Raw genomic sequence first — 15431 nt, 5'->3', positions numbered from 1 at the left:
TAGGAGCGGCTTCAGCCGCGATCACTCCCACTCGCGCAAAGCGCGTCCGCGCCATGGGCGCGGGCCGTCACTCGTTCCTCGTTCCTCGTTTCCCGTTTCTCCCTTCCAGGCGCACAGTAAGCCCCACCGGCGGGGAGCCGGCAGGAGACGCCATGACCACGCTCAGGTTCGCGGCCGTCGCGGCCGCCTTCGCGGCGACGCTGGTCGCCTGCGCCACCACCACGTCGGTTTCCGCGCCGGCCGATTACGGCGCCCGGGCGCTGGCCGATGGCGACCCGGTCAGCTGCAGGCTGCCGCCGCAGGTCCGCCGCCTGCACGGCAACGTCAGCATCCTTGCCGCCGGACGGGTGGTGCGAACGACGGCCGGCGACTGCCGCCAGCGCGGCGGCGAGGCGCGGGCGATCGCCGCCGCGGCCGGGCCTCGAGACGGCAGCAACGGCGCATCGGCCGTGGTCCCCGGCGACGTCGGCGGCGCCGTCGCGGTGCTGGTCGGTGGCGACGGCTCCGGCAGCGCCTGCGCGCTGGCCGGCACGGTCGCCGGGCTGCGCACGGGCCAGCTCAACGTGCGCAACGGCCCCGGCACCCGGCACCCGCGCCAGGACGGCCTCGGCAACGGCCGCCGCGTCTTCGTCTGCGACGGCAGCGCCGACGAGCAATGGCTCGGCATCGTCTACCCCGTGAGCGGCGGCCAGGACTGCGGCCTCGCCAGCGCGCGCGGCGACGGCGGCCCCTACCGGGGGCCCTGCCGCGCCGGCTGGGTCAATGCCGGCTGGATTTCGCTCGACGACGACTAGCGACAGCCGGGAACGGAATTCCCGGACACGCAATTTCTTCCGGCTGCGCCTCCGGAGGCTGACGAGGCGCTGCGCGTGCGCTGCGGGAAAGGAGCCGAAAGAACGCGGTGCCGTGCGTGGGGCAGGGGGGCCGCCACCGCTTTTCCGCGCCTGCCCGCCGCTTGGCACGGCCATTGCTGCGCTCTCCTTCGCAGCAACGTCGCTGCGAACCCCACGGAGACCGGAAATGGCCAATCGCAACCAGCAGGGCGGCCGCGGCCAGCAGAGCCAGAGCCAGGGCAGCCAGCGCGGCAGCCGCAGCAGCCAGGGCCAGCAGAGCCAGAGCCAGGGCGGCGGCAACCGCGGCAGCCAGGGTCAGCAGAACCAGAGTGAGGGTCGCGGATTCGCAGGCATGGATCCCGAGCGGCAGCGCGAGATCGCCTCCGAAGGCGGCAAGGCCGCGCACCGGAGCGGCAACGCCCACGAGTTCGACAGCCAGGAAGCCCGCGAGGCCGGCCGCAAGGGCGGTGAGGCCAGCGGCGGCGGCAATCGCGGCGGTCGCTAGTCCGCGACGGAGCGGGCGGCCCGTCCTCGGCCGCCCGCCTCCTGCGGTCTGCGGCTACGCCCCTTCCTACGGGGTACGTCCCTTTCTTACGGGGTACGTCCCCGTTCACACGCAGGCGACACGGCGGTCGGCAATGTGAAGGACCCGTCACCGATCGCAGGTTTCCCGCCGCCGGCTCGCCGTCCGGCGCTAGGATGGCGCCAGATGAGAGCAGTGCTCGTCACCACCCCACCGGATGCCGACCTCGCCGATCTCGCACTGGCGCGGGAGCTGCTGACCAGCCCCGGCATGGCGGTGCAACTCGCGAACCTGGTCGGCGCGCCGATCGAATACCTGCTGACCCGGCAGCTGCCCGCGGCCGCGAGCCGCCTGGTCGAAAGCGCCAGCCGCAAGGCGGTGGAGACGGCCTTCGCGGCCGCGGTGCGCACGCTGCGCGACCGCAGGCCCGGCGTGATCGCGCGCGAGGGCCTGCACCGCGCCGCGGTGCTCGGTACCGGCGCGGTCGGCGGTTTCTTCGGCCTGGCCGGGCTGGCGGTCGAATTGCCGCTGACGACGACCGCGATGCTGCGCTCGATCGCCGACATCGCCCGTAGCGAAGGCGAGGACCCGCGCGAGGTCGACACCCGCCTGGCCTGTCTGGAAGTGCTGGCGCTCGGTGGCCGCAGCCGCAGCGACGACGGTGCCGAATCGGGCTACTTCGCGACCCGTGCCGCGCTCGCGCAGCAGATCAGCGCGGCGACCAGGCACCTCGCCGGCGCCGCCGCCAACGGCAGCGCGCCGGTGCTGGTGCGGCTGATCGAGGGCATCGCCAGCCGCTTCTCGATCCCGGTCAGCCAGAAGGCGCTGGCGCAGGCCGCGCCGATCGTCGGCGCCGCCAGCGGCGCGGCGCTGAACCTGATCTTCATCTCTCATTTCCAGCGCATGGCCCGTGGCCACTTCATCGTCCGCCGGCTCGAGCGGACACATGGCGCGCTGGTGATCCGCGAGCAGTGGCAACGGCTGGGGGAAGCCGCATGACTCAGGAAGCCGCGCGCCCGGATCCACCGGTACAGGATCCGGAACAGATGCCGCCGCACGCCCGCGAGGAGATGTTCCAGCTGCTCGTGGAACGCGTGCGCGACTACGCGATCTTCATGCTCGACCCGGCCGGCATCGTGATGAGCTGGAACCGCGGCGCCCAGCGCATCAAGGGCTATGCGGCGGCGGAGATCGTCGGCCACCACTTCTCGCGCTTCTATCCGGAGGAGGCCCTGCGCGCCGGCTGGCCGCAGACCGAACTCAAGCTCGCCGCCGCCGAGGGCCGCTTCGAGGACGAAGGCTGGCGCGTGCGCAAGGACGGCAGCCGCTTCTGGGCCAACGTGGTGATCACCGCGCTGCACGACGACAGCGGCCACCTGCGCGGCTTCGCCAAGGTCACCCGCGACCTGACCGAGCGCAAGCGCATGGAGTCGCTGGAAACCAGCAACCGGCAGATGACCGAGTTCGTGGCGATGCTCGCGCACGAACTGCGCAATCCGCTGGCGCCGATCCTGATGGCCTCGTCGGCGGCCCAGCTCGGCACCAGCGATCCCGAACGCACCGCGCGCGCGCTGACGATCATCGAGCGGCAGGCGCGCCATCTCGGCCGCCTGGTCGACGACCTGCTCGACGTCAGCCGCATCAGCCGCGGCGACGTGCGTCTGGAGCTGCGGCGGATGCGCCTCGCGGACGCGGTCGCGCAGGGCATCGAAGCCGTCCGGCCGATCGCCGACCAGAAGCAGCACACGCTGACCGTCGAGCTGAAGCACGATCCGGTGGTGCGCGGCGACCCCGTGCGCCTGACCCAGGTCGTCAGCAACCTGGTCGGCAATTCGGCGAAGTACACGCCGCCGGACGGCCGCATCGACATCGCCGTCGACGTGCGCGAGAACGATGCGGTGCTGACGGTCGCCGACAACGGCATCGGCATCGATCCCGAGGTGCTGCCGCGGGTGTTCGACTCGTTCACCCAGGACCGCCGCGCGCTCGACCGGGGCCCGGGCGGACTCGGCCTCGGGCTGACGATCGCGCGGCGGATCGTCGACCTGCACGGCGGCACGATCGTCGTCGAGAGCGCGGGGCCGGGCTGCGGCACCCGCGTCGAGGTGACGCTGCCGATGCAGTCGACGGCCGCGGAGGCCGGGCTGACCGTCCTGGTGGTCGACGACAACGTCGACGCCGCACAGATCCTGCGCGAGGTCGTCGAGATGGGCGGCCACCGCGCGGTGATGGCCTTCGACGGCGAGACCGCGCTGGCGCTGGCGCGCGCGGAGAAGCCGGACATCGCCCTGCTCGATCTCGGCCTGCCGGGACTGAGCGGCTACGAACTGGCGCGCGCGTTCCGCGGCGAGCCGGAGCTGAAAGGCATGCAGATCGTCGCGATCTCCGGCTACGCGACCCAGGCGGACCGGGAGCTGTCGGCGGAGTCCGGCTTCGACGCCCACCTCGCGAAGCCGCTGGCGCTCGACATGCTCTTCAAGACCCTCCCGGCCCTCAAGCCCCGATAAGCCTCGACGACCGGGCTTAACAACTGGGGTCAGATTCCTTCGTTAAGACGCTCGCAGATCCGTCAGCAGCAGCCACTCCGCCCGCGCCTTAACGAAGGAATCTGACCCCAGTTGTTAAGCCGACCCCTTAGAACCACCGCCGCCAGCGGGCGAACAGGAGGGCGGAGACGCCGAGCAGGGCCAGGGCGCCGACCGTGAGGGAGAAGCCGAACTCGGCGTCGAACAGCCGGGTCGCGAAGTTCATCCCGAAAGCGCCGACCACGACCGCCATCAGGCCGAGCACCACGGTCGCGAAGGTCAGCACGTACATCGTGCGGTTCATTCGCAGCGCGGTCTGGTTGCTGAACAGGTCGAAGCTGCCCATCACCAGGTCGCGGCAGTTCTCGACCATGTCCATCGCCCGCTCGAAACGCACGTCGAGCGAGCGGAAATGCCGGTCCGCCTGCGCGCCCTCGTCGGGCCGGAAGTCGGGCCGCGACAGTGACGCGAACACGGTGCGGTGCGGCGCCAGCATCCGCCGCAGCCGCGACGCCGCCCGCCGCAGCTCGCGCAGCTCGCCGAGGCATTCCTGCCGGCGGTCGTCGAAGATCTCCATCTCCAGGCGCTCCACCGCCATCTCGAAGGCCGACACCGCGTCGAAATAGGTCGACAGCTGCGCGTCCAGCACCGTCGCCGCGAAGCTTTCGGCGCTCAGCCGCCCGAGCTCGCCGCGGCCGCCGCGGCCGGCGTCGACGCCGCCGCGCAGTTCCTCGAGGAAGGCCAGCGGCGCGGCGTGGCTGGTCACGACGACGTTGTCGCCGGCGCAGACGTCGAGCACGTCGCCCTCGAAGCCGGCCGCCGGGCTGCCGCGCACCGAAACGACACGCAGCGCGAAGCGGGTGCCCAGCCGCGCCAGCGCCGGATGCCCGTTGCCGGCGAGGTGGCATTCGGGGAGCCGCAGCGCCCGCCACACGTCGGCGACCAGGTCGTCGCCGGCCCCGCACAGGTCCACCCACAGCATCTGCCCCGGGCCGACCTCGAGGCTTTCGAGTTCGACGAGGTCGAGGTGACGCTCGCCGCCGCCTTCGACGTCGAACAGCACCGCGCGCAGCGGCGGCAGGTCGGCAGGGGGAACCACGACGGCCATCGCCACCTCGGGGAAAGGTCCGCGCGACCATGCCAGCCGCACCGTGAGTGCGCCGTGGCGGCGGCGCCGACCGGGCAAGCGTTCGCGCCCGACTCACGGGCCGGCGGCGAGGCTGGAGACCCGTTCGCGATTCGCAAGGAGAACAGCGATGGCCGTCTGCGACGTCTGCGGCAACGACTACGACAAGGCCTTCACCCTGAGCCAGGGCGACCGCCGCGGCACCTTCGACAGCTTCGAATGCGCGATCCACGCCTTCGCCCCACGCTGCGCCCACTGCGACTGCCGGATCATCGGCCACGGCGCCGAGGCGGACGGGAAGATGTTCTGCTGCGCGCATTGCGCGACGCACAGCGGAGTGCGGGGGCTGGAAGACAGGGTCTGAAAGCACGGAGCTCGCCGACGCTGACGCAGGGCGTTCACCGACGCCGCGTCATTCCCGGGGCGCGGCCGCGGAGAGCAGATCCTCCTCGCCCATGTCCCGGCGCGCCTCGGCCACCGCCTCACCGACCGCGTGGTGCTCGGCTTTCGGCGGCGGCGGGGGCGGCGCCTCGACGGTCGCTGCCACCGGCTCCGGCTCGCCGCATTCGATCCAGCGCTGCACCGGCCGGCGGAAGGCGATGCCGGCGGCGATCAGCGCCGCGCGCACGCGCCGGATCGACTCGCTGCGGCACCAGCCGAAATTCGCCTCGCGCTGGTCGACCCAGCCGAAAACCTGCAGCAACAGCCAGTCGTGGTCGGCATTGCCGATCTGCACGAACGGGGCCGGGTTCTCCAGCATGCCGGGCACCGATGTCACCGCCGCCAGCGCTTCGCGCAGGGCCGCGTCGATGTCCGCTTCCGGCGCCAGCCGCATTTCGAAGAAGAAGCGGCGGCGGCCGTTGCGCGTGTGGTTGAGGATCACCGACTTGAACACCAGCGCGTTCGGCAGGCGCAGGTGGTTGCCGTCCGGCGTCATCAACAGCGTCGCGCGCGAGGTCAGGCCGACGACGATGCCCTCGTTGCCGTCGATCACCACGCTGTCGTCCGGCGCGAACGGCTGCTTCAGGCTGAGCAGGATGCTGGCGATGTAGTTCTCGGCGAGGTCGCGGAAGGCGAAGCCGACGGCGATGCCGACCACGCCGGCGGAACCGATCAGCGCACCCGCCAGCGCCAGCGCGTCGAGCAACTGCAGGCCGATCAGCAGGCCGACCAGCACGAACACCAGCTGGATCGCCTGCGCCGCGAGGCCGGCGAGGAAGGGATTGGCGTCCTTGCGCTGCAGCGGCCCCCAGCGCCCGCGCGACAGCCGGCGCCCGAGCCACCAGAACAGCGCCACGATCAGCGCCGCGACCACCAGCAGCGGCGTCGCCGCGAGCAGCCGGCCGAGCCGGTCCAGGCTGTCGGCGCGCCAGTCGCGCAGGCGATCGCCGACGTCGGTGTCGATCACCAGGCGGTCGAGCACCTCGGCGACGTCGGGCTCGGCGGCGGCGACCCGGCGCGCGAGCTCGCGGTCGGCTTCGCGGCCGACGCTGCCCTCGAGCACCAGCACGCGGCCGCGGCGCACGACGCGAACGTCCTCGAGGCCGGGGATCGCCCGCAGATCGGGGGTGCCGGGCAGTTCGGCCGTCGCCGGCGGGGTCGCCGGTTCGGCCGGGGTTCCGGAAGTTTCGGTCGCGACTGGAACGACCGGAACTTCGGCAGTGCCACGCGCGGGCCCGGGCAGCACCAGGGCGGCCGAGACCAGCGCGGGCGCCAGCAGGGAAGGCAGCGACGGGAGGCGCCGCATCAGGTCATCGCCGACGGTTCCTCGAACGGCAGCTGCGACGCGCCGGTCCGCTGCACTTCGGCATCGACCAGCGCCAGCGACTCGTCCGGGATGTCGACCACCACGAGGATGCGGCCGGCCTGGATTTCGTCGTCGAAGCGGCGACGGATCGGATCCGGCAACGCCGAGCCGATCAGCGACGAGGCCCAGGTGCCGGTGACCGCGCCGAGGGCCGCGATCGCCGCGGCGCCGGCGACGGTCACGCCGAGCGGCGGGATCACCATCGCGACGAGGCCGGCGACGATGCCGACGCTGCCGCCGGTCATCGCGCCCTTCACCGCCGCCGGCTGGAAGTCGGTGTCCGCGGAGCGCCGGTTCTCCGGCAGCACCTCCATCTCGATGTCGTTGCGCGCGATCAGGACGATGTCGTCGTCGAGCACGCCGGCGCGTCGCGCGGCGCTGATCGCCTCGCGTGCCTGTTCCAGGTCGTCGGTCAGGTAGACGTGCTTTCTCTTCATCGCGGCATCCTCTTGGTTGACGGCGATTCTTGGCGGCGGCTCGTGAAAGCGACGTGCGCCGCGTCGTCACGCGGCATCGGCATGGTCCGTGCACGGAATACCCACGTCCGTTCCCTTCCGCCATGACGAGTGCCGACATGCCGACCACCAAGCCTGAACTCGAATCCGCGAATCCCGAGCCGGCGCTCGACGCCGCGCTGCGCGATACCTTCCCGGCCAGCGACCCGCCGGCGGCCACCGGTTTCACCCCACCGACCACCGCCGAGGCGGCCAATGAGATCGACGAGGTCTGCGCCTGGCTGGTACTCGCCGCGCCCTGCGTCGACAAGCCGGTGGAGCAGTGGCGCACCTGCGGCCAGGGCCGCTGGCTGAGCCCCAACGTGCCGGCGCTGATCGCCTCGCTGAGCCCGGCCGGCGCGCTGCTCGAGGCGCTGGTCAACCAGCACCTCGAGGAATGCCGCGACGAGTGGAAGCTGGTGCCGCTGAAGCTTCCCGGCGAAACCCTGCGCCGGCTCGACAACCCGCACGAGCTCTGGCGCGAGCGGCCTTACCGCAACGAGGTGCGGATGTGCGGCGACCGCTGGGCGCTCGAGCAGCAGTCGCTGGCACTGCGCGTGCCGAGCGCGCTGTGCCCGGGCGAGTACAACATCCTGATCAACACGCTGCACCCGGATTTCGCCAAGCTCAGCCGCGGCGACGCGCAGCCCCTCGAGATCGACTCGCGGCTGCGTTAGAGCCTGGAAAAAGTGCGCCGCCACGCCGAGGCGGGCGGCGCGAAAGTCCGGATGCCCGGGCTCGCCGGTGTCCTGTCGCCGGCGCGGGCGTTCCAGACGAGGACCCTCAGTCGGCGATGGCGATCCGGCGCTGCAGTTCGGCGACCCGGGCGGCGTGCAGGCGCAGCTGCGGCAGGCGGCCGGCGGCGGCGCGACGGACCGCCTCGCTGTGCGCGGCATCGGCCGAGGCGCGCTCGAACAGGGCGATCGCCATCGTGTGCTCGTCGGCCTGCCAGCGCAGCCAGGCGGCGTCGAACTCGGTCGAGGGCAGGGTGCGCAGGCCGACCAGGCCGGCTTCGCTCCGCGGCGCCGACGGCGCGACGCGCGAGGCGGCACTGCCGCCGCGCAGCGCATCGAGATCGGCGTTCGCGGCGGCGTGTTCGCGCTCCAGCCGCGCCGCGAACTCGCGGACTTCTTCGTCCGCCGCGGCGGTGCGCGCCAGACGCGACGCCGAGACCTCGCGTTCGCCGGAAGCGATCGCCGCGGCGAGGAAAGTAGCGTCGTCGCTGGTGAGCGGCGCCGGTTCCGGCGCGGGTGGCTGGGTCGTGTCGACCGCGGTGGCGACGGAACCGTCTTCGTCGACCGGCGGCTGCATGGCCGGCGGCGGGTTCGTCGGCAGCGGGTCGACCTGGCGGCCGTCGACGCCTTCCACGCCAACCGGCGGCGACGTCGGTTCTTCGGTCGGGCCCTGCGGATTCTGCGCGGCGAGGGCGTTGCCGATCACCAGCGCCGGCACCAGCAGCAGGGCGCCGCGGCCCAGGGCGCGGCCGCGCGCCGGGCGGCGGCGCATCACGATTCCTCCTCGTCGCCGTCGCCGGTGCCGGCCTCACCGGCCTCGCCCGGGCGGCCGCTGCTCCCGCGATCGTCACCGTCGGCCTCGGACGCGTGCGCGAATTCCTCGTCCTGAGCGTCCGGGCGTGGCTGCGCGGCGGTGGTCATGTCGTCGCTCGGCACGCGGATGCGCCCCTTGCCGTCGTAGTTCTGGCCGCCGAAGCCCTGGCCTCTGCCGGCGTCCGCCGGTGCCGAGCCGTGGTCGCCGTAGGTCAGTCCGGCGAAGCCCTGGTCGCCGTAGCCGCGCCCGTGGTCGGCGTAGGCGGCGGAATGGTGCGCGAAACCACACGTGCCTTCCGCCAGTTCGGGCGCCTGGGGTTCCGCGGCCTGGGCGCCGTCGTCGCCCTGCTCGCCGCCACCGCGCCGCGCGAAGGTCTGGCCGCCGTAGTCGGGATCGCCATAGCTGCGGTCGCCGTAGCCCTGGCCCGAATAGCCCTGGCTGCCGTAGTCCTGGTCGCTGAAGCCGCCGAAGTCGCGCTCGCCGCGGTAATCGCCGCCGGCACCGAAGTTCTCGTCCTCGAAATCCTTCGCACCGGCGCGCTCGTACGACTGGCCCCGATCGGCGACCGGCAACGGTCGCTCGCGCTCGCCTGCAGTGTCCTGTCGTGCCATGACGTTCTCCTTCGCGCGCAACCGGCGCGCTCACCCGAACCGCTGCAACACGCGTGCCACCGGGCGGCGGCGGGGAAGCTTTTTCGGCACGGATCCGGCCGCCTCCGAGCGGGGGGAAAGGCGTGCCGGCCGCCGCCGGTTGGCACGGACGATGCAGGCACCACGGAAGGATCACCGCGAGGAGAACCCCATGAGCGTCCGCGAAGCCCAGACCCTGCCGCAGGCCGCGGCCGATGCGATCGATGCGCTGGTGCACCTGGTGGTGTTCTCGGCGGCCGAGGGCCACGGCACGTTCGCGGCCGCGGCCCACGACAGCCTGCGCCAGCTGCTGGAGGCGCCGGAGTCGCGGCAGATCGTTCCCGCCGAGTATTTCGACGGGCGCGACGACGACGTCGAGGTGGCGATCCCGAGACCGCGAAATTCCTTCCTGACGATGTAAGCGGAGCCGCTAATGAAGTCGAAGTCCACGCGCAAGCTGCGCCCCGCGCAGAAGCAGTCCCGCCAGCCCGGCCGGCAGAAGGCGATGACACCCGCGCCGGTGACGATCCGCGACGACTACCGCGGCAGCGGCAAGCTGCAGGGCCGGCGTTGCTTCATCACCGGTGGCGACAGCGGCATCGGCCGTGCCGTGGCCGTGCATTTCGCCCGCGAGGGCGCGGATATTGCAATCGCCTACCTCGAGGAGAACGAGGACGCCCGCGAGACGAAGCGGCTGGTCGAGGCCGAGGGCGGGCGCTGCCTGCTGCTCGCCACCGACCTCGCGAACGAACGCAACTGCCGCACCGCGGTGAACCGGGTCGTGCGCGCCTTCGGCGGCCTCGACGTGCTCGTCAACAACTGCGGCGAGCAGCACGAGACCGCCGAGCCGGAAGACCTGAAGGCGGCGCAGATCCGGCGCACCTTCGAGACCAACGTCTTCAGCTACTACAACGTGCTGGTCGCGGCACTGCCGCATCTGGGCGAGGGCGCGGCGGTGATCAACACCGGTTCGGTGACCGGCGCGCGCGGCCACGAGAGCCTGCTCGACTACGCCGGCACCAAGGGCGCGATCGCGGCGATGACGAAGTCCTTCGCGCAGGCGCTCGCCGATCGCGGCATCCGCGTCAATGCGGTCGCGCCCGGACCGGTGTGGACGCCGCTGATCCCCGCCAGCTTCCCGCCCGACAAGGTCGCGAAGTTCGGCAGCAACACCCTGCTCGGGCGTGCCGGCCAGCCGGCGGAGATCGCGCCGGTGTACGTGCTGCTGGCGAGTGCCGACGGCGCCTTCATCACCGGCCAGGTGCTGCACGTCAACGGCGGCTCGTTCCTCGGCGGCTGATCCGCGGACGCCTGCCGCGCGGGCGGGCGCGCCGGCCCGGGCGTAGGATGTCCCGGGCCAACCCGGGGAGCGCCGCCATGCCGCAACACCTCGCCTGCCTGACCCTGCTGTTCGCGTCCATCGCGTCGACGACCGCGCGCGCCGACGACCCGAAAATCGCCGTCGACGAACTCTCGCTCGGCGGCATCATGCTGCGCATGGACGAAGCCGAAGTCGACGTCAAAGTGTGCGCGGTCGACGCGGTATGTCGGGGCTGAAGCTGGTCGTGCGGCGCGAACTGCACCGGCCGCCGGCGCGCTGAAGGACTTCGGCGAGGACGTGTCGGGGAAGGCGGAATGACGTCGCCCGCCATCGGTCCTTCGGACGGCTAGGCGGCGGCCGCCGGCGTCGGCTAGTCTGCGCGGCCTGCGGCGACGCAGCGGATGCCGCCGCAGCCAGCGGCGGCCGGCCGCGTGGCGGAGCAGGGCGTGGTGGCGATCGCCCTGCCGGTGATCATCTTCGGACTCGGCTTCTACTACTTCCAGAAGGGCGAGCCGGAGGGCTGAGCGTCACCGCTGCTTCAGGCTTTCCTCGAGCTGCATGATCAGCGCCGCGCACCGGCGCCCGTCGGCGACCAGGTGACGCGCCGAGGCCGATTCGCGCTCGCCTTCCGGCAGGCGCGCGATCAGCACCTCGGCATTGAGCAGCAGCGAGCCGAGCCGGTTGCGCAGGTCGTGCAGCAGGCGCGCGGCGGACGCTGCGGTCTCGTCGTCCGCTGCCCCCGGTGGCTCAGGCCTCGTCATGGTCGGTCCCGCGGCGCGCGCCGGCGGGTTCCCCTTCGGTCACCGGGATGCCGGCGCTGCGGTAGGCGTGCAGGCGGTTGTAGATCGTCTTCGTGGTGATGCCGAGCGCCTGCGCCGCGCGCGCCTTGTTGTTGTCGAAATAGGCCAGGGTCTTGAACAGCATCCGCCGCTCGATCTCGTGCATCGGCGTGCCGACCGCGAAGGTGATCGTGCCCTGGGTTTCGGCCAGCGGCGCGTCGGTGGCGCCGGCGCCCGGCACCGGCGTCACCAGTTCGTCCTCGGCGAGGATGAAGGCGCGCTGCAGCACGTTCTTCAGCTCGCGAACGTTGCCGGGCCAGCCGTGCCGCAGCAGCCGCTCGGCGCCGTCCTGCGACAGCCGGCGGCAGACGTCGTGGCGGGCGTTGAGGCGCTGCAGGAAGACGTCGGCGATCAGCAGGATGTCGTCCGGGCGTTCGCGCAGCGGCGGCACCGCCAGCGGGAATTCGGCGAGGCGGTAGTACAGGTCCTCGCGCAGGCGGCCTTCGCGGATCGCGTCGGCGAACGGCCGGTTGGTCGCGCTGACGATGCGCACGTCGACGGCGATGTCGTCGCTGCCGCCGACGCGGCGGATGCGCCGCGACTCCAGCGCCCGCAGCAGGTGCACCTGCAGCTTCGCCGGCATCTCGGTGATCTCGTCGAGGAACAGGGTGCCGCCCTGGGCCTGTTCGAACACGCCGATGTGGCGGCCGGTGGCGCCGGTGAAGCTGCCGCGCTCGTGCCCGAACAGCTCGGTCGCGAGCAGGTCGGCCGGCACCGCGCCGCAGTTGATCGCGACGAAGGCGCCGCGGCGGCCGCTCTCGGCGTGGATCGCGCCGGCCACGAGTTCCTTGCCGGTGCCGCTCTCGCCCTCGACGAACACCGCGGCATCGGTCGGCGCCACCCGCTGCACCTGCCGGCGCAGTTCGCGGATCGCCTTCGATTCGCCGGCGATGCCGTGCCAGTCGCGGCCGGGGGCGCAAGCCGTCGCCGGGCGGCGGCGCGCGGCGGTGTCGAGCAGGGCGGTGAACTGGCTGGCGTGCAGCGGTTTGACCAGGTAGTCGGCGACGTGCACGCGCAAGGCCTTCAGCGCCGAATCCACCGTCGGCCGCCCGGTGCAGAGCACGACCTGGGTGCGGCCGAGGTCGATCGCGTCGATCAGCGCGAGGCCGTCGCCGTCGGGCAGGTTGAGGTCGAGCAGGGCGAGGTCGAACTGCGCCGAGGCGAGGCGCGCGCGTGCTTGCTCGAGCGTGCCGGCGATGGTGATCTCCCAGCCGTGCGCGCGCGCGAGTTCGGCGGCCGCATGCACGAAGCCGACGTCGTCGTCGAGGATGAACAGGGTGGGCGCAGGCGTCGTCACGATCGCCACGCGCCGTGAGGCGGGGGACTGCGTTGCGGTCATCGTCGTCTTGCTCCGGGGGTGCGGCGATTCTGTCGCAGCGGATGTTGCGGGCGGGTCTAGGTCGCGTGAGGATGCGCATTCACCGCGCGTGCCCGACCGTGCGCATTGCAATCCGGAAACGATGACGACCGCCGACGAACCACGCTCGCCCTGCGTGCGCAACTGCTGCCTCGACGACGCTTCGGTATGCCTCGGCTGCGGCCGCCACATCGACGAGATCGTCGCCTGGCACGCGGCCGACGCAGACGAGAAGCGGCGGATCCTGGCGCGGGCACGGGAACGCCGCGAGCAGCGGCGGCCGCCGAACGCGTGAGTTTCTGGATTGTCTTCACGTCGGGATAGGATCGGCGCATCCACCGCCGACCGCCCCGGAGTCCGCATGCGCCCGAGCCGCCACCTGATCCTTGCCCTGGCCGCGCTCGCGGCCGCGCTGTCGCTGGCCGCCTGCGAGCGCGGCAGCGGGCCCGCCAGCGGCGGCACGGCCGCGGCGGCCGCCGAGGCCGTCGCCCGGCCGTCGCGGCAGTACACGATCGAGGAATTCGTCGCCAGCACCCAGATGGGCGGCGTGTCCTTCAACGGCGACGAGTCGAAGCTGCTGTTCGCCGCCAACCGCGACGGCGTCTGGAACGTCTTCACGGTGCCGGTCGAAGGCGGCGACTGGATGCCGGTCACGAACTCCACCACCGACAACAGCTGGGCGGTGTCCTTCTTCCCGAACGACGACCGCATCCTGATCGCCCGCGACAAGGGCGGCGACGAACTCGACCACCTCTACGTGATCGCCGCCGACGGCAGCGAGACCGACCTGACCCCGGGCACCGGCCCGGAGCACGCGCTCAAGGCCGACTTCCTCGGCTTCAGCGGCGACGGCGACCACTTCTGGGTCGTGAGCAACGAACGCGACCCGCGCTTCTTCGACCTCTACCGCTACGCCAGCGACGGTTACGCGCGCGAACTGGTGTTCCGCAACGACCAGGGCTGGGAGCCGTCGGAGGTGTCGCCGGACGGCCGCTTCGCCGCCTTCGCCGACCCCAACACCACCAACGACGGCGACCTCCACGTCGTCGAGCTGGCCACCGGCAAGGCGACGAAGGTCTCGGAGCACACCGGCGACGCGATCTTCGCCGCGCAGGACTTCAGCCCGGACGGCGAGTGGCTCTATTACACCGCCAACGACGCCGGCGAGTTCGCGGCGCTGCGCCGCGTCTCCACCCGCGACTGGACGCACGAGGACGTGCGCTCCGCCGACTGGGACATCGTCGACGCCGCGCTGTCGGACAGCGGCCGCTACCTGGCGGTGTCGACCAATGTCGACGGCAGCACCGGCGTGCAGCTGTTCGACACCACGACGAACACCGAAGTGGCGCTGCCGGAACTGCCCGGCGGCGAGATCCGCAACCTGCGCATCGGCCGCTCCGACGCGCGCCTGGCCTTCTACCTCAACGGCGACCGCCAGCCGAGCGACCTGTACGTGCTCGACCTCGGCGGCGAGCCGCGGGCGCTGACGCGGGCACTGAACCCGGCGATCGACGCCGCCGACCTCGTCGACAGCCAGGTCGTGCGCTTCCCGTCCTTCGACGGCCTGCAGATCCCCAACATCCTGTGGAAGCCGCACCAGGCCAGCGCCGACAACCGCGCGCCGGCGCTGGTGTGGGTACACGGCGGCCCGGGCGGGCAGACCACGCGCGCATTCGCGCAGGTGCAGCAGTTCCTCGCCAACCACGGCTACGTGGTGCTGGGCATCAACAACCGCGGCAGCAGCGGCTACGGCAAGACCTTCTACGCCGCCGACGACGGCCGCCATGGCCGTGAGCCGCTGTGGGACGTGATCGAGGCGAAGCGCTGGCTGGCGCAGCAGGACTACGTGGACCCCGACCGCATCGGCGTGATCGGCGGCAGCTATGGCGGCTACATGGTGCTGGCGGCGCTGGCCTACCACCCGGGCGAGTTCCGCGCCGGCGTCGACATCTTCGGCGTCGCCAACTGGGTGCGCACGCTGGAATCGATCCCGCCGTACTGGGAGTCCTTCCGCGAGGCCCTGTACCGCGAGATCGGCAACCCGGAGACGCAGCGCGACTTCCTGCTCGCGACCTCGCCGCTGAACCACGCCGGCAACATCGACGTGCCGCTGATGGTGCTGCAGGGCGCCAACGACCCGCGCGTGATCCAGCCCGAGAGCGACGACGTGGTCGCCGCGGTGCGCGCGAACGGCGTGCCGGTCGAGTACGTGGTGTTCCCCGACGAGGGCCACGGCTTCACCAAGAAGGCCAACCAGATCGCCGGCTACGGCGCCGTGCTGGCCTTCCTCGACGAGCACCTGAAGAACGCGCCGGTGCCGGCGCCGGCACCGCGGCCGGCGCGGATTCCGGTGGGGGCGGATGGGACGGAAAATGCGGAAATTCCGCGGAGCGAGTAGAGAGTGGAGAGCAACGAGTAACGAGTAGGGG

General features: G+C 72.1%; 18 protein-coding genes and 1 pseudogene. 12 read left to right on the top strand and 7 right to left on the bottom strand.

What is annotated here, in order from left to right:
• Positions 1 to 152 precede the first annotated feature (152 nt).
• The 4 genes and pseudogenes from K311_RS17710 (at position 153) to K311_RS16220 (ending at position 3863) form a co-directional block, all read left to right on the top strand.
• Positions 153 to 794, top strand: a complete 642-nt coding sequence (locus K311_RS17710) for a hypothetical protein (RefSeq protein WP_051239815.1) — start codon at positions 153 to 155, stop codon at positions 792 to 794.
• A gap of 355 nt (positions 795 to 1149) precedes the next feature.
• A pseudogene (locus tag K311_RS18775) lies at positions 1150 to 1338 on the top strand (KGG domain-containing protein); the annotation flags it as partial.
• A gap of 204 nt (positions 1339 to 1542) precedes the next feature.
• A complete protein-coding gene (locus tag K311_RS0109025) occupies positions 1543 to 2355 on the top strand; it encodes an EcsC family protein (RefSeq protein WP_043797455.1) in 813 nt (270 codons plus the stop codon).
• Positions 2352 to 3863, top strand: a complete 1512-nt coding sequence (locus K311_RS16220) for an ATP-binding response regulator (RefSeq protein ID WP_081683372.1) — start codon at positions 2352 to 2354, stop codon at positions 3861 to 3863. Before K311_RS0109025 ends, K311_RS16220 begins: the two co-directional genes overlap by 4 nt.
• Before the next feature lie 127 nt (positions 3864 to 3990).
• Here K311_RS16220 and K311_RS0109015 read toward each other — a convergent pair whose 3' ends face one another.
• A complete protein-coding gene (locus K311_RS0109015) occupies positions 3991 to 4989 on the bottom strand; it encodes a magnesium transporter CorA family protein (protein ID WP_026817036.1) in 999 nt (332 codons plus the stop codon).
• A 148-nt stretch (positions 4990 to 5137) separates the two neighbouring features.
• Here K311_RS0109015 and K311_RS0109010 point away from each other — a divergent pair, with 148 nt between their 5' ends.
• Entirely contained in the window at positions 5138 to 5371 is a 234-nt protein-coding gene (locus K311_RS0109010; protein ID WP_026817035.1) for a hypothetical protein, read from the top strand.
• Positions 5372 to 5419: 48 nt separating this feature from the next.
• Here the strand turns inward: K311_RS0109010 and K311_RS16215 are convergent, their stop codons facing one another.
• Both K311_RS16215 and K311_RS0109000 read right to left on the bottom strand, forming a co-directional pair.
• Positions 5420 to 6754 (bottom strand): mechanosensitive ion channel family protein, encoded by a 1335-nt coding sequence (locus tag K311_RS16215; RefSeq protein WP_051239809.1) that lies wholly within the window; start codon positions 6752 to 6754, stop codon positions 5420 to 5422.
• Positions 6754 to 7251 (bottom strand): hypothetical protein, encoded by a 498-nt coding sequence (locus K311_RS0109000; RefSeq protein ID WP_026817034.1) that lies wholly within the window; start codon positions 7249 to 7251, stop codon positions 6754 to 6756. Before K311_RS0109000 ends, K311_RS16215 begins: the two co-directional genes overlap by 1 nt.
• Positions 7252 to 7388: 137 nt before the next feature.
• Here K311_RS0109000 and K311_RS0108995 point away from each other — a divergent pair, with 137 nt between their 5' ends.
• A complete protein-coding gene (locus K311_RS0108995) occupies positions 7389 to 7985 on the top strand; it encodes an RES family NAD+ phosphorylase (protein WP_154659500.1) in 597 nt (198 codons plus the stop codon).
• Positions 7986 to 8091: 106 nt separating this feature from the next.
• Here the strand turns inward: K311_RS0108995 and K311_RS0108990 are convergent, their stop codons facing one another.
• The gene (locus K311_RS0108990) at positions 8092 to 8814 is read right to left on the bottom strand and encodes a DUF4142 domain-containing protein (RefSeq protein ID WP_026817032.1); all 723 of its coding nucleotides are present in this window, start codon (positions 8812 to 8814) and stop codon (positions 8092 to 8094) included.
• Positions 8814 to 9467, bottom strand: coding sequence for a hypothetical protein (locus tag K311_RS0108985; RefSeq protein WP_154659499.1), 654 nt, complete (start codon positions 9465 to 9467; stop codon positions 8814 to 8816). The genes K311_RS0108990 and K311_RS0108985 overlap by 1 nt, the downstream gene beginning before the upstream one ends.
• Positions 9468 to 9657: 190 nt before the next feature.
• Here K311_RS0108985 and K311_RS0108980 point away from each other — a divergent pair, with 190 nt between their 5' ends.
• The 4 genes from K311_RS0108980 (at position 9658) to K311_RS18905 (ending at position 11330) form a co-directional block, all read left to right on the top strand.
• Positions 9658 to 9906, top strand: coding sequence for a hypothetical protein (locus tag K311_RS0108980; protein ID WP_026817030.1), 249 nt, complete (start codon positions 9658 to 9660; stop codon positions 9904 to 9906).
• A 12-nt stretch (positions 9907 to 9918) separates the two neighbouring features.
• Positions 9919 to 10785: an SDR family oxidoreductase gene (locus K311_RS0108975; protein WP_026817029.1), complete on the top strand. Its 867-nt coding sequence runs from the start codon at positions 9919 to 9921 to the stop codon at positions 10783 to 10785.
• 77 nt (positions 10786 to 10862) lie between these two features.
• Positions 10863 to 11042, top strand: coding sequence for a hypothetical protein (locus K311_RS16210; RefSeq protein ID WP_043797454.1), 180 nt, complete (start codon positions 10863 to 10865; stop codon positions 11040 to 11042).
• A gap of 165 nt (positions 11043 to 11207) precedes the next feature.
• Positions 11208 to 11330 carry a hypothetical protein gene (locus K311_RS18905; RefSeq protein WP_281168216.1) on the top strand — a complete coding sequence of 41 codons (123 nt, stop codon included), beginning with the start codon at positions 11208 to 11210 and terminating at the stop codon, positions 11328 to 11330.
• Positions 11331 to 11333: 3 nt separating this feature from the next.
• Here the strand turns inward: K311_RS18905 and K311_RS0108960 are convergent, their stop codons facing one another.
• Positions 11334 to 11567 carry a hypothetical protein gene (locus K311_RS0108960; RefSeq protein ID WP_026817028.1) on the bottom strand — a complete coding sequence of 78 codons (234 nt, stop codon included), beginning with the start codon at positions 11565 to 11567 and terminating at the stop codon, positions 11334 to 11336.
• Positions 11554 to 12984 carry a sigma-54-dependent transcriptional regulator gene (locus tag K311_RS0108955; RefSeq protein ID WP_161627308.1) on the bottom strand — a complete coding sequence of 477 codons (1431 nt, stop codon included), beginning with the start codon at positions 12982 to 12984 and terminating at the stop codon, positions 11554 to 11556. Before K311_RS0108955 ends, K311_RS0108960 begins: the two co-directional genes overlap by 14 nt.
• A 121-nt stretch (positions 12985 to 13105) precedes the next feature.
• Here K311_RS0108955 and K311_RS0108950 point away from each other — a divergent pair, with 121 nt between their 5' ends.
• Positions 13106 to 13297 carry a DUF1289 domain-containing protein gene (locus K311_RS0108950; RefSeq protein WP_026817026.1) on the top strand — a complete coding sequence of 64 codons (192 nt, stop codon included), beginning with the start codon at positions 13106 to 13108 and terminating at the stop codon, positions 13295 to 13297.
• 66 nt (positions 13298 to 13363) lie between these two features.
• The gene (locus tag K311_RS16205; RefSeq protein WP_081683370.1) at positions 13364 to 15400 is read left to right on the top strand and encodes a S9 family peptidase; all 2037 of its coding nucleotides are present in this window, start codon (positions 13364 to 13366) and stop codon (positions 15398 to 15400) included.
• The last annotated feature ends 31 nt before the right edge of the window (positions 15401 to 15431 follow it).

It is taken from the genome of Arenimonas composti TR7-09 = DSM 18010, from assembly GCF_000426365.1.
GTDB lineage: Bacteria > Pseudomonadota > Gammaproteobacteria > Xanthomonadales > Xanthomonadaceae > Arenimonas > Arenimonas composti.
Note: the sequence above shows the minus strand (reverse complement) of the source record. Positions and strands in the feature narration are given on the sequence as shown.